The sequence below is a fragment of the Corynebacterium sp. ES2730-CONJ genome (assembly GCF_024834055.1).
Lineage (GTDB): Bacteria > Actinomycetota > Actinomycetes > Mycobacteriales > Mycobacteriaceae > Corynebacterium.
Window position 1 is genome coordinate 203,652 of sequence record NZ_JANUXZ010000002.1, and the last position, 19,633, is coordinate 223,284.

17 protein-coding genes are annotated in these 19,633 nt (G+C 52.2%); 3 read left to right on the forward strand and 14 right to left on the reverse strand.

Translation table 11 applies throughout. From position 1 onward, the window contains the following. Positions 1–38: 38 nt before the first annotated feature. From rplR to rpsH, 3 genes are read right to left on the reverse strand one after another with little or no spacing between them, the layout of a single operon-like run. Positions 39–443: a 50S ribosomal protein L18 gene (gene rplR / locus NXS13_RS03210; protein ID WP_259077315.1), complete on the reverse strand. Its 405-nt coding sequence runs from the start codon at positions 441–443 to the stop codon at positions 39–41. A 3-nt stretch (positions 444–446) separates the two neighbouring features. Further along, positions 447–983, reverse strand: coding sequence for a 50S ribosomal protein L6 (gene rplF, locus NXS13_RS03215; RefSeq protein WP_259077317.1), 537 nt, complete (start codon positions 981–983; stop codon positions 447–449). A gap of 15 nt (positions 984–998) precedes the next feature. Further along, the gene (gene rpsH / locus NXS13_RS03220; protein ID WP_259077320.1) at positions 999–1,397 is read right to left on the reverse strand and encodes a 30S ribosomal protein S8; all 399 of its coding nucleotides are present in this window, start codon (positions 1,395–1,397) and stop codon (positions 999–1,001) included. Positions 1,398–2,146: 749 nt separating this feature from the next. Between rpsH and NXS13_RS03225 the strand changes: the two genes are divergently transcribed. Then, positions 2,147–4,405, forward strand: a complete 2,259-nt coding sequence (locus NXS13_RS03225; protein ID WP_259289353.1) for an HtaA domain-containing protein — start codon at positions 2,147–2,149, stop codon at positions 4,403–4,405. Positions 4,406–5,213: 808 nt separating this feature from the next. Here the strand turns inward: NXS13_RS03225 and NXS13_RS03230 are convergent. Together NXS13_RS03230 and NXS13_RS03235 are read right to left on the reverse strand one after the other, a co-directional pair. After that, the gene (locus NXS13_RS03230) at positions 5,214–5,741 is read right to left on the reverse strand and encodes a hypothetical protein (protein WP_259289354.1); all 528 of its coding nucleotides are present in this window, start codon (positions 5,739–5,741) and stop codon (positions 5,214–5,216) included. After that, complete coding sequence (locus NXS13_RS03235; RefSeq protein ID WP_259077324.1) at positions 5,738–6,433, reverse strand: DUF3800 domain-containing protein; 696 nt, start codon at positions 6,431–6,433, stop codon at positions 5,738–5,740. The genes NXS13_RS03230 and NXS13_RS03235 overlap by 4 nt, the downstream gene beginning before the upstream one ends. A 1,748-nt stretch (positions 6,434–8,181) precedes the next feature. Between NXS13_RS03235 and NXS13_RS03240 the strand changes: the two genes are divergently transcribed. Together NXS13_RS03240 and NXS13_RS03245 are read left to right on the forward strand one after the other, a co-directional pair. Then, positions 8,182–10,419, forward strand: coding sequence for an HtaA domain-containing protein (locus NXS13_RS03240; RefSeq protein ID WP_259289355.1), 2,238 nt, complete (start codon positions 8,182–8,184; stop codon positions 10,417–10,419). A gap of 24 nt (positions 10,420–10,443) precedes the next feature. Continuing rightward, complete coding sequence (locus NXS13_RS03245; RefSeq protein WP_259158011.1) at positions 10,444–11,568, forward strand: hypothetical protein; 1,125 nt, start codon at positions 10,444–10,446, stop codon at positions 11,566–11,568. Positions 11,569–11,629: 61 nt separating this feature from the next. Here the strand turns inward: NXS13_RS03245 and NXS13_RS03250 are convergent, their stop codons facing one another. From NXS13_RS03250 to NXS13_RS03290, 9 genes are all read right to left on the reverse strand, one after another. Then, the gene (locus tag NXS13_RS03250) at positions 11,630–12,910 is read right to left on the reverse strand and encodes an ABC transporter permease (RefSeq protein ID WP_259077329.1); all 1,281 of its coding nucleotides are present in this window, start codon (positions 12,908–12,910) and stop codon (positions 11,630–11,632) included. After that, positions 12,907–13,656 carry an ABC transporter ATP-binding protein gene (locus NXS13_RS03255; RefSeq protein ID WP_310470301.1) on the reverse strand — a complete coding sequence of 250 codons (750 nt, stop codon included), beginning with the start codon at positions 13,654–13,656 and terminating at the stop codon, positions 12,907–12,909. Before NXS13_RS03255 ends, NXS13_RS03250 begins: the two co-directional genes overlap by 4 nt. Before the next feature lie 17 nt (positions 13,657–13,673). Continuing rightward, complete coding sequence (locus NXS13_RS03260; protein WP_259289356.1) at positions 13,674–15,515, reverse strand: efflux RND transporter periplasmic adaptor subunit; 1,842 nt, start codon at positions 15,513–15,515, stop codon at positions 13,674–13,676. 202 nt (positions 15,516–15,717) lie between these two features. Continuing rightward, the gene (locus NXS13_RS03265; RefSeq protein ID WP_259077334.1) at positions 15,718–16,491 is read right to left on the reverse strand and encodes an enoyl-CoA hydratase; all 774 of its coding nucleotides are present in this window, start codon (positions 16,489–16,491) and stop codon (positions 15,718–15,720) included. Positions 16,492–16,728: 237 nt separating this feature from the next. After that, the gene (gene rplE / locus NXS13_RS03270) at positions 16,729–17,283 is read right to left on the reverse strand and encodes a 50S ribosomal protein L5 (protein WP_259077794.1); all 555 of its coding nucleotides are present in this window, start codon (positions 17,281–17,283) and stop codon (positions 16,729–16,731) included. Further along, positions 17,283–17,597 (reverse strand): 50S ribosomal protein L24, encoded by a 315-nt coding sequence (rplX, locus tag NXS13_RS03275; RefSeq protein WP_259077336.1) that lies wholly within the window; start codon positions 17,595–17,597, stop codon positions 17,283–17,285. The genes rplE and rplX overlap by 1 nt, the downstream gene beginning before the upstream one ends. A gap of 4 nt (positions 17,598–17,601) precedes the next feature. After that, positions 17,602–17,970: a 50S ribosomal protein L14 gene (rplN, locus tag NXS13_RS03280; RefSeq protein WP_259077338.1), complete on the reverse strand. Its 369-nt coding sequence runs from the start codon at positions 17,968–17,970 to the stop codon at positions 17,602–17,604. A gap of 812 nt (positions 17,971–18,782) precedes the next feature. Then, a complete protein-coding gene (locus tag NXS13_RS03285) occupies positions 18,783–19,013 on the reverse strand; it encodes a siderophore-interacting protein (protein ID WP_259158005.1) in 231 nt (76 codons plus the stop codon). After that, positions 19,014–19,394, reverse strand: a complete 381-nt coding sequence (locus tag NXS13_RS03290; RefSeq protein WP_259289357.1) for a siderophore-interacting protein — start codon at positions 19,392–19,394, stop codon at positions 19,014–19,016. Between the last annotated feature and the right edge of the window lie 239 nt (positions 19,395–19,633).

The following is a 19,633-nucleotide window of genomic DNA, read 5'->3' on the forward strand; positions in this document are numbered from 1 at the left end:
TTAGGCGTTCCTTCCGTTGTTGTTATTAGAGATGATCATTAGAACTTCAGACCACCTTCACGAGCTGCGTCGGCCAGTGCAGCAACACGGCCGTGGTACTTATAGCCGGCACGGTCGAAGACGACCTTTTCAATGCCAGCTGCCTTGGCGCGCTCAGCGATCAGCTGACCGACCTTGGCTGCCTTAGCCTTCTTATCGCCCTCAACTGCGGCTGCTTGCTCCAAGGAGGAAGCGGCTGCCAAGGTGTGACCCTTGAGGTCATCGATCACCTGGACGTGCATGTGGCGAGAAGTGCGGTGAACAACAAGGCGTGGAGCCTCAGCGGTGCCACGCAGGTTCTTACGGATACGGTAGTGGCGGCGTGCGCGGGCGATGCGACGGCGGGTGGAAATATCCTTACCTACCGGCAAACGCTTTCCGTTGTTATTTTCGGTTGTGCTCATGCTTTACTTACCCGTCTTTCCGACCTTGCGACGGATCTGCTCGCCTTCATAACGAATACCCTTGCCCTTATAAGGATCATCCTTACGCAGGCGACGGATAATGGCGGCGACCTGTCCAACCTTCTGCTTGTCGATACCGGAGACGGACAGCTTAGTGTTTCCATCAACGGCGAAAGTGATTCCCTCCGGTGCTTCGATCAACACTGGGTGGGAGTAGCCGAGAGCGAACTCAAGGTTCTTGCCCTTAGCCTGTACACGGTAGCCCACACCGAAGATTTCCATCTTGATGGTGTAGCCCTCGGTGACGCCAACCACGAGGTTGTTCACCAAAGAGCGGGACAGACCGTGGAGTGAACGGTTCTTGCGGCTATCATCTGGGCGGCTCACAACAATGTGGCCATCCTCCAGCTGCGCCTTGATCGGCTCAACGATGGTGTGAGACAAGGTGCCCTTAGGGCCCTTAACCTCTACAAACTGGCCGTCGATCTTAACATCGACGCCGGCAGGAACAGCGATGGGTGCCTTACCAACACGTGACATATTCTCGCTCCTCCCTTACCAGACGTAGGCGAGAACTTCTCCGCCTACACCCTTCTCGTGAGCCTGACGGTCAGTCAGCAGACCCTGGGACGTGGATATGATAGCCACGCCGAGGCCGCCAAGAACCTTAGGCAGATTGGTGGACTTTGCGTAAACGCGCAGACCTGGCTTTGATACGCGGCGCAGTCCAGAAATGGAACGCTCGCGGCTTTGGCTGTACTTCAGTTCGAGAGTCAAGGTCTTACCAACCTTGGCATCGTCGACGGTGTAATCAGCAATATAGCCTTCTGACTTCAAGATCTCAGCAATATTTGCCTTGAGCTTGGAGGAAGGCATCGACACGGTGTCGTGGTGTGCGTGGTTAGCGTTACGCACGCGCGACAGCATGTCGGCAATAGGATCAGTCATGGTCATAGATAGAGACCCTTATAGCCTTTCTCGTTGCGGTTCCACGCCACCTTCATCACGTTACCGCACGCTTTTGGCCACTCTCGCCGCCCTCACTCAATAGTGGGGAAGCTCGCTGCTCTTTGGTTGCGGTCGCACAAGGCGGGGGGCCTACAACAATGTAGGTTGAAAAATTGTCTTGGGGAGCTTTTGATGACCACACAGATTATCCAGAAAATAACCTGCTCGGTGCATAAAAGTCCAAGCGATAACGCTACACGCTTATACCCCCACATGCAACAAGAGGCACAAGCCCCCATCGCCCTCGCTTATCGACGCCTCTGCGCACATCTTAACGTTTCGCCCGCTGCTGCCCTCATCCCCGGCCTTTATCCCCGGTGGCTCTGCGGAACGCCTATACGGGCTGGTTTAGCCCGTAGGTTAAGAAACGTAAATGATACGGAATTCCACCGATTGTCTCAGCAGACAATCTTCATACAAGGCTTTCACCGGTAGGCTATTCGGCTCTTGCACCTCGTGACTGGTGTGCGCTCTTGCTCCCAACTTCCCCGCTGACATCTCAAGTTAGGTAAACCTATCCCAGCCCGCGTATGGTGAGCATCAACCACGATATATATTCACGCCCTACTCGGCTGCAACTGCCACAAGGTATCTCTGCTTTTGCCGCTCTTGTTAACGTAAGACGTGCACTCAACAGTTGCGAGGCGATGATCATATCACTGGTGTGAATTAAAACAGTAGAAAGGACATATGTCTTGAGCGCATTTCGTATCAGCCGTCTAGTGGCCATGATCAGCCTGAGCAGTCTGCTGCCAGTATTCCCAGTAGCCACTGCCACGGCGGCACCCGCTCTCATGGATTCTCTCCGCTGGGGCATCCGCTCGTCTTTTAACTCCTATACCAACGGACCTACCTTCGTCCACGGTGGGGCGACCCAGCCTGACCCGGGAAACTATACTTTCACCTTTCCGCTCAAGGACTATAGTTTCGATGCCACTCGCGAGCATACAGAAGCTCAATTCGAAGGCGAGGTTGTTTACCGGAAATACTGCAATGGCCAAGACGGTAGCGACCTCAATGTGTACTGCGATCTGGATCTGTCAATCAAGGATCCTAAAGTTGTAATAGATAAGGAAGGCTCTTATCTTTATGCCACCGTCTCTTCACGCCAGTATCTAAAGAATGAGGTTTACTCCCCCAATGAACCCGTAGCCATTGGAAAGCTCGCGACCACTGGAGGCATCTTCGCAGCCAACAAGGCTGAGGGAACTATTTCCTGGGAAGATATTCCCGTCTCCCTTACGGCAGAGGGCGTTAAGACTTTCTCGAATTTCTACCGTGAAGGGGGCTCCCTCGATGCGATTTCCTTCAGTACTCATGGCGAGGGTCAGCGTCTATCCAGCGATCGGTCGAATCTGCGAGCCGAAAGCGGTGAGTGGATATCGCCGAAAGATTATGATTCCGCCCGCCATAATCTTTACCAGCACGGCAACAAAGCACTCGTGGCGGTGACGGGCGAAGGTCTCCACATAGTAGACCCGCAGCTTGGCGATAGGGCTCAATTTGCTGCCCCTCTTGCTACCAATGGAGTCAATGCATTCGATGCGGACCATGGCTATTTTTACTACACCAAGTGGGACCCACATACCCACGATGGATACCGCCAAGGCTTTAGCTCTGACTTATTCCGAGTGAAAGTCACCGCTACCGGCTTCGGCCAAGAGGAACGGCTCGGTAGCACCAACAATCCTATTTTCGCCCTCGCCGTCCACCACCAGACTGGGCGTATCGTAGCAATCAGCGTGGCAGAGAAGCCCCAGTCTTTTGATATTCCAGTAGATGAGCGCACGGCCGAACTGTATATCGTCGATCCTGTCACGGGCACCCTCTCTGCTCCCCTCACCCTACCCAACACTTCAACACTTCTGGGAGCAGCGGTTACTGATGAGACCACGGCCTATGCTCCCACTTTCTTTGCGGGGTTCACGGCACCGCGCCTGCTCAGCATGGACGATGGTTCTTTTATCTACCACAGCTTGGCTGCCCCTCGGCTGAAAGATTCTGATCGAACTTTGCGCAATATCCTGGTGCATATCAATCCAGATGATCCAGCCCACCTAGCCGAGTATCTCCCTGCTTCCACGAGCTATCAGGGCACCCAGGTCCTCGAGGGCATCGCCACTGATGGTGAGAGGATCATTCGGTGGGATAAGAATGACGATGCTCAATATTCTCTCGCGGAGAGTTTGCGCTACCAATCGGGCCGGCTCACCCAAGTACGCAGTCCACAACCAGTAGATTCCGTCGTCGGAATTTCTGGCGCCACCTTCGATAGCCACGGACACCTCGTTGTAGTCGACGGCGTTCATTCGAAGCTCGTCTGGATCAATCCCGATACCTTGGAACGCCTTGAGCAAGAAGGTGACTCCCCGCGAGATTTCAGCATTCGCGATGGCAACGGATTATTCGAGGTCTACCAAGATAACCTGCTCGCACTTTCCGACGGCAGCTTCTTTATCCCCACCTACCGGAAGGGTATCGACGAAAAGTACCAACTCATTCGCCTGCGCGATGAATCCCGCGAGCCCTTGAGCGCCGAAACGACAGAAGAAAAGGCACTTAATAAGCTCAAAGAGCAGCAACGCATCTCCCTACGTATCGCGCAGAGCACGGAAGAAGAGGTGCGTAATCTGCAGCGGGCCCATATCCAGGCGTTGAAAAATAAGAATGAGGTAGAGGCTAGAAATGTAGCCGCCCGACTCGAACTGGCGATCAATAGCTATAACAAAGCTAAAAAAGCCTACGAGGAAATTTTTGGCCGCCCCTATACCCCACAGTTCCCCGACATGCCGAGTATCCCTGACAACCCCACCCCGCTACCACATCCAGATGATCAAGATTCGTCTGGTTTAAGCGGCGGCGCTATCGCTGGAATCGTTATTGGCGTTCTTGCGATCATCGCGGCAATTATTGGGGTGGCGCAGCACCTAGGATTACTCGCGAGGTTTTTCTAGGTTTTTGGTGGAAAATTGAAACTCTCTCCCAACGGGCCTCTGGTTTTCATATAACCTAGGGTTGGTGTGGGGTCACCCATTCTCACCGGCCTTAACCCCCTAAAGGAGTGGAGGCCCGTGGCGAATAAGCAAAGAATGAGCTCTGGAAGCGCGATCAGCACACCTTCACCAATCTCATACAGCCGTTTTCCACAGGCCCGGGTCCATGCAATCGCTAGCCAAGGATCTCTACGCCTAACCTAGGGGGCCTTCTGACACGCCTGAAGTCAGCCTTCTGGCTAGAGTTCGAAGGCCGTCCCCCTCGCAGTTCTCGCATATCTTAATCATGCACTCGATGAATGTTAAAGGGGGATCCCTAGGGGACAGGCAGGAAGCGCCACCTTACCGCTACTTCTAGGGTTCCATCTCATAGCGACTTAAACTCACGTCACTTGGTGTGAACCCAGATTGGTTGAATCCTTCACCCACGCTGAGCAGGCACAGTGTTAAGACCACGTGCAATGTGCGTTCCTGTTCCCTGGTGAGGGTTGAGCCTCAACGGATTCATTGCGACAGTGCTACGACGAGAGCCCACCTGAAAGCAATCTGGATAGTTCAGCATTCGCATTCAGAAGTTGAATGATGGTCTCGGTTTCTCACAGACCCCAGCCCTGTACACCCTCAACCCATGAGGCCGCTTAGATAACCTCCTAAAATTCTAGGGAGTAGGTATAACGTGTCCGTGCGTGATGCACTTCCCTGAACCTAGATTTGGTGTTATGATTGCCCTAGCTCATCAACCATGCGTTGAAGGAGTATCTGGAGCCGTTCAATATGTGGGCGGCTCTTGCTGTTGCCAAAAAGTATCACATTCCTTTTTAAGCTTCCGACGGCGATGCTCGTGATCGATATAGTATGCAGTAACAAGCAAGGCGTATCGTTCACGCTGTTCTATCACAACGATATAGTCAAACTCAGGCCTGGTGATCACGTAGCGCAGTTGCGAAGATCTCTTGCGGTCAATCCACCAACGAATGTCTGTTTCCTTGGGGAATTCGATATTGAAGATTTCAACGAGAAGTCGGATCCAGCGAATCCGAATGCAGCGATGGGGTTCTATTCTTCGTGAGGCTTCTGATCCTGACCCGCCAGAGATAATATGCCAAAAAATTGCATGACGTCCATCAACTTCGGGGTGCCTGCGGAGACTGACGCTTAGGCCATCTCTTTTCCAAGGAAGCGGACGATCAACTAGATCTGCAAGGAATATTTGGTACAGATTCTCGATATATTCATCGAGGGACATAGATCGTTGATCGAAAGCTGGTCCCGTATGGAAGGGTCGGTGCGGACTCATTTGTGAGCTCGCCACCGATAGATATTCATTTTCGTTTCCGAGGGCAGCGTGCTCTGAATCAGATTAATCCCTGAGCGTTCCCTGATTCTTTCAATCAGATACATTTTAGCTTCACTCGCCGTATCCCCTCGATTTGCGTAATTGATAGCGCCGATTAGTAGATCAGCAAGCTGTAGTAGACCGACTTGGTACGATTCCACAATTTGCATTCGGCGGATATTGCTCCTGCTGAAGTCGTACTCCGCGTTGATGAGTGATTGAGACAGGCGATCGATTTTGTCTTGACCGTTGGTATCTTTTTTATCGAAGTAGACGAATGCCTCGTCGTGGGCGGGGATTGCGTTGCGGATGAGATTAAACATCATGGTGTAATACCAATCGTCGTGCGTCTGACCAAAGCGCGCGTGATCGAGACCGCGCTTGGACGCCACAACGGCTCGAAAGCTCAGGTCATCATCATCAAAGAAGTAGTCAATAATATCGCGGTAGAACCCGAGTTTCGATGGGGAAACCTTCGTCCACTTAAGCTCGAGCGTACCCGGGATCTGGTGCTTAGCTCGGATCTCTCGAAGTCTTACTGCCACCTCGCGCGATCGTGCTGCAGGACAAATTATTGCACCTAAGACCATGTACGGCTGACCATCATTGGGTAAATGCGTACTCTCATCGCAGTAAATATTTAGTGCGGGCACGACTAACTCCCTCGAGTGGACATTATAAGCAGTTAAGCACAGGCCTGCCTTTTCGGAGCGGCAAGCTCGGCGAGTGTATCGCTAATTAAATATACCGAAGCCTGCTGTGGAGATCTGTGAAGTACCCCCGTGCACATAGAGGCTCCCGTGAAGAACCATAAAAGGGAGTCAGGGATCGTGACTCTCAAACCTTTGAAATATATGCGCACACTAAAGTTTGCGGTCACGGTGATAAAACTTGACCTCTACAACGATGAAGGCTTCCATGTATATCTTTCTGGACTCGGTTGGTCCCTTACATTGCCGACGGTGACAACGAACAACCTTTGAGGTCTCTAACTAGTCGGGCAAGCACTTCGACCTCAAAGTTATGGAGATAAAGGCTCCCGCTCGCCCCGCGGTATATGATTCCCTAAGCCCGCCCCGCCACAGGTTTGAATACTGGATAAAAGCTCGCCACCTTACGATCGATGGAACTCTTACCGGATAGGGACCAGGAGAAAACGGGAGCTGACACGAGCTTCCTGCGAACTCCCCTTCGTATCGCAGAAAAATGGGCCCAGACTAAGTAACTCTTCGCTACTAGGCGATGCCAGCCAGGCACTTAAAAGACGCCGCTTATTTGTCCTCTGGTGTAATCAAGACTCGAAGAGTAGTGCCGAGTCCTGGAAGGTTCTTCCCATCGCAATGTCGCCAAACCGTCAAACTGGCAGAGTCGAACTTCACACTTCTATTGAATGCACGCCTGAGATAAAGTTGATTCATAATGACGTTGGGGCAGATACAGTTTAGAAATATCTAAAGATGGCCCTTACCTACTCGTTCGCTTTTTACAAACCTAGGCGTAGAGATCTTGAGAAGTGCGCTAAGAGGCACTTCTCTCGTGAAGTCTCTGAGCTGGGCAAACAGAAATATCTAGATATTTTCAACAATGTTTAAGGAGATAAAATTGGCTCGCGTGAAAGTGGGGTGTAAACTCCCTGCTAGGTGCCCACAAAAAATGGGCGGAGTTGCAATCCACCTGTCGCTATGAAGCGAATTGAAACTTTATCCTTTGTGGGTGTGGGGTGTATTCGTTAGGTTCTGTTGCAATCCACCTGTCGCTATGAAGCGAATTGAAACAAACCAACAATGACACAGTGCACTGCCGCTTTCCCGGTCGCAATCCACCTGTCACTATGAAGCGAATTGAAACTTTGGTATCACGTATGTATGAAAGTCGTGATATAACCTGTTGCAATCCACCTGTTGCTACGAAGCAAGGTAAGGTCTTGCGCAGCAGACGGAATTTATATCTCTGACAAAATGGTCGGGCATCGGATCAAATTCCCCTATCCCCTTTTCAGTTAGACATCTCTCTGAATACCGAACTCTCCGTTCAAGGCCCGCGATTCTTCTATTCACTTTTATCAGCACACCTTTGTCGCTGAGAGGGAGCCAAGCTCTACTTCTTCCCTCTCCCATTGCTCCGCTCCTATCAGTCCGCCCCGGGGCCCACGCGAGTTTAAAGAGGACCGCGTACGCGGACTAACGGAGTTTTAGCAACACTCCCTGCATTAGTGCAGCCCTCCCGCATTCCGCATTAGTTCCCCGCCCGCTCTCGTACAAAACTTATGGGTACTCGTTTCCTGGACACGACCTGCGATCAGGCAATATTAGGTAAGCCTAATCCCTGTGCTATTTTGGTAGAAATATCCAATACCGCCTAGTCTCGTTTTTCCCTGTTCCCGAAAGGCAAGCAACTCACTGTGCGACTTTTAGCAATATCACGCGCCCTTTTGATCACCAGCACCAGCCTGGCGCTCCTACCACTCCACGCAGTAGCCAGCGAAGTTCCGGTGGAAGAGCTTCGCTGGGGTATTCGTACCAGCTTTAATAATTACACCGGCGGTCCAACCTTTTTAGAGGATGGGGTTACTTTTACCGATCGGACATTCCACTTCCCACTTCAGAGCTACCGTTTTGATTCCGAAACCCAGCGCACTGAGGCGCAATTCGGTGGTGAGGTTCGCTTTCGCAACTATTGTGGCACTAAGGAAAAAGCTCGAGACCTCTCGGCTACCTGCGATCTTGATATGACCCTTCGCAATCCCAAGATAGTTATCGATAACTCAGGCTCGTACCTCGAGGCCACCGTGCGCAGTAAGCAGTACCAGGATAAGAGTTACTATGCCCCGAGCGAGCCAGTAAAGATTGCTCGGCTCTCCACTGCCGGCGGTGCTTTTAAACAAGATACGGGCTATATCAATTGGGAGAATATTCCAACCACGCTTACGACCGAGGGCAATCGTATGTTCTCCGAATTCTATGAACCAGGTCAAGGGCTCGATCCGCTCTCCTTTAGTGCCAAGGGGCAGGGAGCACGGCCTGATTCTGATACTGGTTCGCTAGAGGTCATGCAGCAGAAGTGGCGCTCGCCTGCCACCTATGATCAGCACCATGGTTTGTACCAATTAGGAGATAAGGTTTTGGTATCGGTGGGTGGCCATGGTCTCTATCTCATCAATTCCGACATGAAGCAGATAGCCGAGGTGGATTTCCCATTGTCGCGCCATAATATTGCCGCGTTTGACGCCGTTCACGGCTATTTTTATTTCAGTGAATCCCCAAGTAGATTCGATCGCTTCAGCTCTGTCATTAAAAGAGTAAAGGTCACCAGTTCTGGCTTCGGGCAAATTGAACCCGTTGGCACAACCAAAGGCACTGTTTATAGCATTGGGGTGCACGATACGACTGGCGATATTATTGCCATTTCGGTGGAGAACAACCAATCATCGACCCCTACGGTGGAAAAGATCGGCCACCTCAATATTATTTCCGGCGGCGATACTCCCGCTATCAGCTCCGATATCGTCCTGCCTTCGGCGGCAGAGCTCTTTGCTACGAACGATATTGCGGGTGATAGCCCCTACGCCCCCGGTTTTGCGCCAGAGCCCATGGCCACAGTGCTGCTCAGTATGCCTGATGGCACTTTCGTTTATTCTTCGAATGCGGATATCTATCTCAATGGTGAGAATTCGGCCAAGCGCAAGGCCTTGATCAGCATTGATCCCCGCGCCCGGGAGCCTGAGGCGGTGGCAAAATTCATGCCGGGGTCACAAGAGGATAATTCCAATGAGTCGATGCCGGCTATGGCTAATAATGGGGCCGACATTATCCGCTGGAATAATTTCACCTCAGCCGGTAGCAATCAAGTTCAGCGGCTGATCTATGCCAATCGCGATGTGACGGCGGATCAAGGCTTAGCAGCACGCCCCGATCTCACAGGGTGGGCAGGAGTTAGTTGGGATAGCCAGAATCAGCCAGTCATGTTATCTGGTGAGCGTGGCCAGCTTATATGGTTCGACCCCTCAACTTTCACACCTGTCACTCATGATGGAAAAGAGCGCGTTTTTGATATTCCCAATGGGCGCGAAACCTCCAATAGGACCCAAGGCAATTTCCTTGCGCTTGCTAACGGATCTTTTTTCGTACCCACTGTGGTGGAAAATAATACCAGCGGGATCGAGCACTATGAGCTGGTGCATATTGTCGATCCCACGCGCGAAGCTCTGAGCACCGAAACCCCAGAGGAAGCCCACCGGCGCGAAATTCGCGAACATAAGCAATTGGCATGGCAGATTTTCACCGATAGCCGCTCTCGCCTGAACAAGGCGCTAGAAAATCTCGCTGCGGTGAATAAAGCAGGCTCTGATACTGAAGTTACTGCCGCTCGTATGCGCGTCGACGAGGCACGACAAACCTATCTCGCCAGCCGCGAGAAGCTCGCTGAACTGTGGCCAGAGAAACTTCCTCAGAATGATGATCTGCTCAATCTCTCTGAGGACGAGACCCCGGCTCCTACCCCGATACCCGAAAGTGAAACCGGACTTAGTGGTGGCGCCATTGCGGGCATCATCATTGCGGTTCTTGCAGCTATTGGGCTCATTGGTGGCTTCATCGCGCAGCATCTCGGGCTGCTGGCTCAGTTCCTTCCGCGTATATAGATCTTTAAGATGAAAGGACATATCATGCACAATTATCGTCATTTATTGTCTGGTGTGGCGCTTGCTAGTGCACTAGCCACTGGCGCCGCATTGCTGCCTGCCTCTACAGCTGTCATTCCTCAGGGGATAGCTCATGAGACTAACGTTGATGGCTATGAGATAGAGACTAGTGATGCCATGCCGCATAAATACTATGTGGACAAGGCTGCTGATAGTGCCCAGTATATGGGCGAGTTGCATACTTTCCACGCCCTAAGCCAATTGCGCCACGTCTATCACACTGCTGCCTACCAGCAAAAATACGCAGATTATACGCAGCGTACCCCGAAGATGAACCAAGCCCACCAATTATCTGAGGATAATTGCTATATCGCCAAGGCTCGGTTGGGTCTTGCGATGATGAAGGTGGAAGGTGATGCTGCAGCTAGAGCTCTTGATCTCAGCAAGGTGGGCTTTGACTTCAACGAAAGTAAACGGGCACTAGAGTTGCTGCGCCAAAGCTCCACAGAGTTACTGGCCCGCCGTGATGCTCTAAAAGCGCAGGATAGCCTCGATAAGCGTATTGCTTTGATCAATAACCGCGAGAAAATCGTCTCCGATGGTGCCAACCGCCTTCGCGATATTATCGGTGACCTCGAGGCAGGCACACCTACTGCAGAGATCTCCCCGTTCGCGGTGGTTAATTACGACATTGCTCAAGGTTTTGTAGATTGCGAATTGGGCTTAAGTACCGACGCCGCGTGTCGGAAGCTCAACAATGATCGCGACGAGAAGCGCTATCCAGGCCACCCGTTAACCGACCATGCTAAGCAGTTGACTGTTACGGTCGTAGATCCGCTGGTTCCTAACACCGGTATGCGCCCCGCTATAGAGCGCGATGCCGAGACAAATCAACAGCTCTTAGAGCTGGCCTACGGAGCACTCCCGAAGGCCAATCACGATCCCGCACCTTCTCACACTCCCTCCCCAGCTCCGCAACCTCCAACGACATCTGCGCAGCCAACCCCTGACCTTGAACCTGATGAACCCGCCAATCCTCAGGATATGGGCGTTGGACGTATAGTGGGCATAGTGGTGGGGGTCATTGCTGGCCTCATCGGTTTGGCAGCGATCGTTATAGCAGCATTCAATCACTTCATCCCCCGCTAATTACTCCTCGCATACGGAATAGAACCCCCTAGGAATTTCTCCTAGGGGGTTTCTGTGGGCTCTATTCGTAGCGCAGCGCTTCGATGGGGTCTAATTTTGCAGCCTTATTGGCGGGATACCAGCCGAAGAATACTCCGATAATTAAACAGAATCCGATGGATACTAGAATGCCCCAGAGCGGAGGAGCAGTCACCCCGCCCATGAAATAGGAGCCAATCATACCCAAGATCGATCCGGTGGCAAGGCCAATAAGTCCACCGATCATACACACGACAATGGCTTCGATAACGAATTGGCGTCGGATATCGCGCCTAGTGGCACCGAGGGCTTTGCGGATACCGATCTCTCTGGTGCGCTCGGTGACGGTAATGAGCATAATATTCATTACTCCGATACCGCCCACAAAAAGCGAGATACCGCCAATCGCGGCGATGGCCGCGCTGATGGTCGAGAGGAAGGTATTGAGAATCGCCAAGCTCTGCGCCCCGTCGAAAACCCGTACGTTGTAGTCGGGGTTGTCCTGGTAATAGGATTCGAAGAAGGATGAGACTTTATCCATAAATTCCGCAGGCTCAATGCGCGGCCCTTTACGCAAAAAGATATTCTGCCAATAGTTCTCCTCACCGGTGAAGTACTCCTGGAGGGAATACGGCATAAGAGCGGCATTTCGCGGGCCGCTGATATTGAAGAGGTTTCCTTCTGCTGGTTTCTGCACGCCAATCACGCTCACACTGACGAAGCTCTCTTCGGATTCAAAATCGAGTGTGGATCCAATAGCGCGCTTAACATTTCCTTTAAAAAGCGCCTGCGCCAGCTGATCTGAAATCACCGCCACAGGACGGCTATTGGCAATATCGTCGGCCGAAATCCCGCGACCCACCTCAACCGGAATATCCCGCAAAGTAGCATAATCTTCATTCACAAAGCTAACGGTTCCGTCCGCGTCTGCTTCACCAGAGTTGAAATTACCAAAACTAGCCGATTGATCACCGATGGCAACACCGGCGAGGTCATCACCCATAACCTGACGAAGGCGCTCGATCATATCTTCGCTAATGCCATCCTCGGGGTCCTCGAGTGGTCCGAAGTAAAAATAAGCGTCTTCCCCGCCGAGCTCTTCGAGCTCTTCTTCGCTTAAAGTGGGCTGGATCTGCAGGGAGTAGTCGGCCGCACCAAGGCTGGCCAGACTGGAATTGGCATTCACTTTCAGAGCTTGCCCGAGGGTAAGAATAGCGATCACGGAAGCAATACCGATAACGACACCTAAAAGCGTCAGCAATGAGCGCAGTTTATTGCCGGCGATATTACTCCATGCGAGTCTCAGCGATTCAAGTACGCTCACTGGTGGTCACCTCGATTTGTGGCCCGTTGGGTTGCCTTAATCAGCTCAGGATCTCGGGGAGCCCTGGGACCGCGCAGCACTCCATCACGCATCGTGACCGTGCGGGTCGTCTCTTTAGCCAGCTCGGGGTTGTGGGTAATAAAGACTATGGTGCGCTGCTGTTCTTGATTGAGGGTATGAAATAAGTCCATCACCATGCGGCCAGTTTTGGAGTCGAGGGCACCGGTGGGCTCGTCGGCAAGAATAAGCGAGGGGTTATTAGCAAGGGCGCGGGCAATAGCGACACGCTGCTTCTGCCCACCCGATAATTCACTCGGCGCGTGCCCTGCGCGGTCGGCCATACCCACCATATCCAGTAAATGCATAGCGCGTTCTTCGCGCTCTTTGCGGGATTCACCTGCGTACATCATCGACATTTCCACATTTTGCCTAGCGCTAATGCGCCCAATGAGGTTGAAGTTCTGGAAAACGAATCCGATGTGTTTACTGCGGTAGCGCGAAGCCTGATCATCGCGAAGATCGAGGACGTCCACCCCTTCGAGCAGGTATTTTCCACGTGTGGGACGATCGAGCATCCCAATGATATTCATCAACGTGGATTTACCGCACCCGGAAGCCCCGACAATGGAAACAAATTCCCCGTCAGCGACGTCGAATTCGCAATTATGCAGCACAGTCAACTCATTCTCGGTATCAGCATTGAAGGTTTTGTAGATGCCTCTCATATCAATAAGCTGCGGCGGCATACTATCGATTTGAGTCATTAATTAACCTTCTCCACTGTGACGTCATCCCCAGATTGCGCGGTGGTTGATGGTGCAGCAGCGGGGTCTTCGGCAACCTCAACCTCATCATCCACATCGGTTATGAAGCGCTGATAGTCACCTAGGATGCGATCACCCGTCTTCACCTCTCCGCCCGTGACCTCATAATCGAAGTCAAGTTCCTTACCCAGGTCGATGCGGCGCTTGCGAATAATATCGGTGCCATCCTCCTTCGCGACAACGAGCACGAAATTTCCGTCGGGACCTTTAAACACGGAGTCTTTGGATACGAGAGGGTTATCGCTGGCTTTTTCGGTAATAATTTTCGCTTTAACAGAGCTGCCTAATAGGAGGCCGTCTCGGTCGCCTATAACCTCAATTTCAATTGGAAAGGTAGGTTTGGAGGAACTAGTTTGTCCAGAACCTGCTGCTTGGGGGTTCATAGCGGTAGAGCCATCGGTGCTAGCAGCCGGTGAAATAAAGGACACGCGACCCTTAAACTTCTTATTCTCAGTAGCGGTGGTGGTGAAATCTACCTCTTGTCCTACCTTTACCTTGGAGATATCGATCTCTTTGATGGTGGAGTGGATAATGAGGCGACGGTCATCGGCCACCATCATCAAGGGACCGGTAGCCGGGGTGCCTTCTTTGGCATCTACGCGGGTGATAATTCCAGATATTGGGCTGCGCACCTCGGCGGAGGCAATATCTACTTGCAACTGCTGATTTGATGCTCCATTGGCCGCACGGCTCGCCCGCGCGGAGCGCATCGCATCATCGATAGCGGCTTGCTGGTTTTGTACCTGGTTATCGACACTGCGCTGTGCTGCGATGACATTGGTCGCAGCATCCTTCTTAGCATCAAAGGCCAGAGCTAGTTCCCGCTGGGCATTCTGAAGCTTTAGATCCACGCCCCCGAGGGTATTATTGAGTAGATTTTGCGCATCGTTGAGGTTACGCAGGCTGGCTAAGAGTCCCGCCGCATTGCTGGCAGTGGTAAGACCAGCGCCCACATAGTTCTCCGGATAGCGCTTCAGTTTCTCCTGCAGGGCTTTTACTAAGGCCTGGGTGGAGGCGATATCAGCGTCGAGACGGGCAATCTCGATGGGATCTGTGGCCAGGCCGCGTTGCGAGATCAACTGGGCCAGTTTGGTATTAAGCGCGGCTAGTTCCGCGGTATCGCGGGCCTGGTCTTCTGCGCGATAGAAAATGGTGGTACCGGTGCGAGCCGCCTCAAGTGCTGAGTTTAAAACCTGGTCCCGTGCTGCCTCGACGGCTGCGGTCTGGCCGATAATGCTCGGATCATTGCCTCGATCAACCTGGGAGCGCTGGAAATCATACTCCGCCTGAGCGCGCTGATATTGAGCGTCCGCCTGGCGCAAGGCGGCTTGCGCTGCGGATATTTCCCCGTTGAGGCCATCGTTATTCAGGCCCACAAGCTGATCGTATTGGCGCTGTGCCGCTTGAATTTGGCTAATCGATGCCGCATCTTGGGCAGCTTGCTGCGCTTGTGCAGTAGCAAGCTGGCGCTCAATCTGACTGGTATCCATACGCGCAAGGATCTGGTCTACTTGGACGCGGTCGCCCACTTTGACAGATACCTTATTAACCGGTGCTGCCAGGTTTGTGGTTAGCGCCACCGAGCTTTGGGCTTCGATGGTGCCAGAGATGGATACCTTTTTTGCGTTATCTCGCTTGGAGAGCTCCTGGTAGTCAGCTGCACTGATTTCCTGTTTATTGTTGGAGACATAATAGATTCCCCCGCCCGTTGCCAGGGCCAGCGCTAGTAGCACCGAACCTCCGATAAGTACGCTCTTATTTGCTACGGCTGATATGGCCACGATGACTGGCTGACCTTTCTATTGGCTCTATAAAGCGATGTCTCTTCTTATAAGTAACGCTAACAAAGGGATAGCATTCTTGACCACCCTGATTATCCAAAACGGGGTGAGGGCAAACCCTGAGTTATTGACAGTGTTCTTCTCCCCCACCCTGAGGGTTATGTCATCTGAGCGGGAGATTTACGCGCTCTAATCGGTGAGGTTACTGGTGCTTGAATTCCGGGACGCGCTTATGAGCGAAAGCATCCATCCCTTCTTTTTGATCCGCGGTAGCAAAGAGGGCATGGAAAGTACGACGTTCAAAAAGCAGGCCTTGCTGCAGTGTGCTCTCATAGGCTGTATTGATCTGTTCTTTAATGAGGGAGGTTGCAATAAAAGAACGCTCTGCAATCGTGGTGGCGACCTCGAGGGCAGTATCGAGGAGATCGGCTGCGGGAACCACCCGTGCAACCAGGCCTGCGCGCTCTGCTTCCTCGGCATCGATCATTCGACCGGTTAAACACATGTCCATTGCTTTCGCCTTACCCACAGCCCGGCTAAGCCGCTGCGAACCGCCCATACCTGGGGTGATGCCGAGATTAACTTCTGGTTGGCCGAATTTTGCGGTATCACTAGCGATAATGAAATCGCACATCATAGCCACTTCGCACCCTCCGCCCAAGGCATAGCCGTTGACCGCGGCAATAATCGGGGTACGCGCAGAGCTTAGGCCATCCCAGCCAGAGAACCAGTTACTGAGATACATCTCAGGTGCGGATTTCGTGGACATTTCTTTGATATCCGCGCCTGCGGCAAAGGCCCGCTCACTGCCGGTGAGCACAATGGCACCGATATTTGGGTCTGTGTCGAATATGTTTACGGCGGCAACGACCTCCTCCATGAGTTGCTTGTTTAAGGCATTGAGGGCTTTGGGCCGGTTGAAGGTAATCAATCCGACGCGGCCATGCGTCTCAGTGAGGATGGTTTCGTAGGTCATTGCTGGCTCCTTAAAATGACGTGGGCACAATAAAAATCCCGTGTATGGGGGTTATCCTCAAGGCTAGCGTAGGAGAGCCAGTTGCCTGCAGTAATATTGACCACCTTTTACTCATCTGACTGTGAGGCGATAGGCGGAGATAGGCGGCGAAAAACAAAACCACCCGCTCTCGTGATCATCACAAGAGCGGGTGGGAAAGTAATGCTCAGGCGATCTACTCGCCTTAGTACCTTTATGCTACTTCTTGAATGGGAAGCCGAGTTCACGCAGGAGAGCGCGGCCTTCATCATTGTTGGTAGCGGAGGTTACAACGGTGATATCCATACCGCGCTGGCGGTCGACCTTATCAACGTCGATCTCGTAGAACATGGTCTGCTCGGAGAGACCGAAGGTGTAGTTACCATGACCATCGAACTGCTGATCAGAGAGGCCGCGGAAGTCACGAATACGTGGCAGAGCAACAGTGAGCAGGCGATCGAGGAATTCCCACATACGGTCGCCACGCAAGGTTACGCGGGCACCGATGGGCATACCTTCACGAAGCTTGAAGTTAGCGATCGACTTCTTAGCGCGACGCAGCTCAGGCTTCTGGCCAGTGATGGCGGTGAGATCTTCCAAAGCGCCGTTAATCAGCTTGGAATCGCGGGCAGCGTCGCCCACGCCCATATTGACAACAACCTTCACGACACCAGGGATCTGCATGACGTTATCATAGGAGAACTCTTTATTGAGCTTGGTACGAATTTCCTCGCGGTAGCGAGTCTTAAGACGTGGAGTGTAATCGCTCATGATTAGATGTCCTTCCCATTACGACGAGAGATACGGACTTTCTTGCCGTTCTCATCGAGGCGGTAGCCAACGCGGGTTGGCTTGCCGTCGGAGTCGAGGACCATCACGTTGGAAACGTGAATAGGAGCTTCTTGGGTCACGATTCCGCCGGACTCTGCACCACGCTCTGGGGCAGAGTTTGCTACGTGCTTCTTGATGCGGTTAACGCCTTCAACCAAAACCTTTTCGGTCTTAGGATAAGCCTCAATAACCTTGCCTTGTGCGCCCTTATCGGGGCCGGAGATTACGACGACCATGTCGCCCTTATGGATCTTCATAAGATTAAATCACCTCCGGTGCAAGGGATACGATCTTCATGAATTTCTTATCACGAAGTTCACGAGCAACGGGGCCGAAAATACGGGTGCCCTTAGGCTCGTTATCGTTCTTAATAATCACAGCAGCGTTCTCGTCGAACTTGATATAGGAACCGTCTGCGCGACGGGTTTCCTTCTTGGTGCGAACGATGACAGCTTTGACAACCTCACCGGCTTTAACATTGCCGCCGGGGGTTGCTTCCTTGACTGTAGCGACAATTACATCGCCCAGACCAGCGAAGCGTCGGGTGGAGCCGCCGAGGACGCGGATGCACAGAATTTCACGTGCACCGGTGTTGTCGGCGACCTTCAGACGCGATTCTTGTTGAATCACTAGGGGTCTCCTTGACCTAAATTTTATGTGTGGCAGAGTTCCGGACTGACACACGCGGTCTATGTACTGCTGCCTCCATTTTCGGCCCCGAAGGGCATTCAAGCCGCCGTTGCCCCGGAATCGGGCATCGCGAGCTCAAACCTATAAAAGGCAACCCAGATAGTAAACCACACCCACCACTTGCTTTCAAGCTTGCCATTTTGGCCCCCTATTGGACTCACACCTTCATGGAGTGGCCTACGCGCAAGTCCACCATAGAGTTGGAGGTCAAAAGCGGAATCCGCCAAGTGCACCGCCATAGCTTAAGGTTAGCGTGAAGTTAGCGTGAAGTTAGCGTGAGATAGCCAATTACACCTTCGTGCTCGTCCAGGCTCTCAGACAGATACAGGAGCCAGGCGCTTAGCTCCGGCCCCCATTTGAAGTGTATCTGTGACGAACCTCGGAGCTTCTGCTGCCAAATATTAGTGGAGCTTTTCAATTGAGGCTTAAGTATCTTCCTCAGTGTGCGAAGAATCGTTCGTTATTCTCACTCTGATAATAAGCCCAGTGGGTGCTGATGTTGTGACCTCCACCGCAGAGCTTTTCTTGTTCACACCCACCGCGATGATGCCAGATACCTCCTATCTGCGAATATGACTGAGCTCTCCGTTAGTTTTTATCGTTCTAGGTATTAAGCTTCAACGTGAGAGTGAACTATCCCACCTGCTAAACCATATTTTTTCAGAACAGCCTACTCGCCCAAGGTCCGCTACCACCTCACAGCGTCAAACTCATATATCTCTGCTACTGCCCATTTCTTTACCTTTGACCCATCAGGCATGGACGTACATAGACCTTTTGTCCATCGCCACTTCTTTGAGCAGATAGCGCTTTGTGTCCAACAAAACCTTTGCCTCGCACACTAGGTGTGGGAACCACCCGTCCCAATCAAACTCCTTGGCCTCATCGAGCAGTGATTGTGAATCAGGCTGATCCCATTCGATGGCAATATTCGGATGGTCCAGCAGCGGGATTGTGCGATCACTTTTTCGCCATTCCAGCATTCACACCCTGATAGCATGATCGTCAGTCAAGCGACGAGCGAGACAATTGACGTAGGGAAATCCAGCCGCATCGGCGATGAAAATGAAACCTTTCGGCTGTGGATCAGGCAGGTCAAAGGGAGTCGAACCGTAATAGGATGCCTCAAAGGTGTCCCCGGGCTCAAAGGATTGGACCCACAAATATGCCGGCCCTGAAGGTTCGTGGATCAGGAAGTATAGAGTGAACTCACCACTGCGTTTATCAATATCGACGAGAGTATAGCCTCGCATCACTTGTTTAGTGGGTTGATCTGGATGGGCAAACCAGCAGCGAATAAAGTCTCCGCCGCATGGTTGGCACTGCCGAATGAAATCCGGGGAGCTTACCCGTACAGCCTTCATTGTGGGACTGTGGTCCCAGATTCGTAAAACTGTGCACGTAAAATTTTCTACTCGTAGGACCCTCATGATGAGCCCGTACATACTTTTACCTACCTTAGACGCCCCTGCTTAATCTTCTGCTTCGCCGGATTCCTTATATCTACGGTCACCATAGCAATAAAAGACCTCGAGGCTAAGGCTTACCTCAATTATACGACTTTGAGTGGGCTTGTTCGATCACTCATAGTGTGCGCATCCAC

Excerpts from the sequence above, each read along its gene's own strand:
- NXS13_RS03255 (WP_310470301.1), bottom strand. The coding sequence starts at position 13,656 with ATGCCGCCGCAGCTTATTGATATGAGAGGCATCTACAAAACCTTCAAT.
- NXS13_RS03245 (WP_259158011.1), top strand. The coding sequence starts at position 10,444 with ATGCACAATTATCGTCATTTATTGTCTGGTGTGGCGCTTGCTAGTGCA.
- NXS13_RS03265 (WP_259077334.1), bottom strand. The coding sequence starts at position 16,491 with ATGACCTACGAAACCATCCTCACTGAGACGCATGGCCGCGTCGGATTG.
- rplR (WP_259077315.1), bottom strand. The coding sequence starts at position 443 with ATGAGCACAACCGAAAATAACAACGGAAAGCGTTTGCCGGTAGGTAAG.
- NXS13_RS03290 (WP_259289357.1), bottom strand. The coding sequence starts at position 19,394 with ATGAAGGCTGTACGGGTAAGCTCCCCGGATTTCATTCGGCAGTGCCAA.
- NXS13_RS03230 (WP_259289354.1), bottom strand. The coding sequence starts at position 5,741 with ATGAGTCCGCACCGACCCTTCCATACGGGACCAGCTTTCGATCAACGA.
- rpsH (WP_259077320.1), bottom strand. The coding sequence starts at position 1,397 with ATGACCATGACTGATCCTATTGCCGACATGCTGTCGCGCGTGCGTAAC.
- NXS13_RS03285 (WP_259158005.1), bottom strand. The coding sequence starts at position 19,013 with ATGCTGGAATGGCGAAAAAGTGATCGCACAATCCCGCTGCTGGACCAT.
- rplF (WP_259077317.1), bottom strand. The coding sequence starts at position 983 with ATGTCACGTGTTGGTAAGGCACCCATCGCTGTTCCTGCCGGCGTCGAT.
- rplX (WP_259077336.1), bottom strand. The coding sequence starts at position 17,597 with ATGAAGATCCATAAGGGCGACATGGTCGTCGTAATCTCCGGCCCCGAT.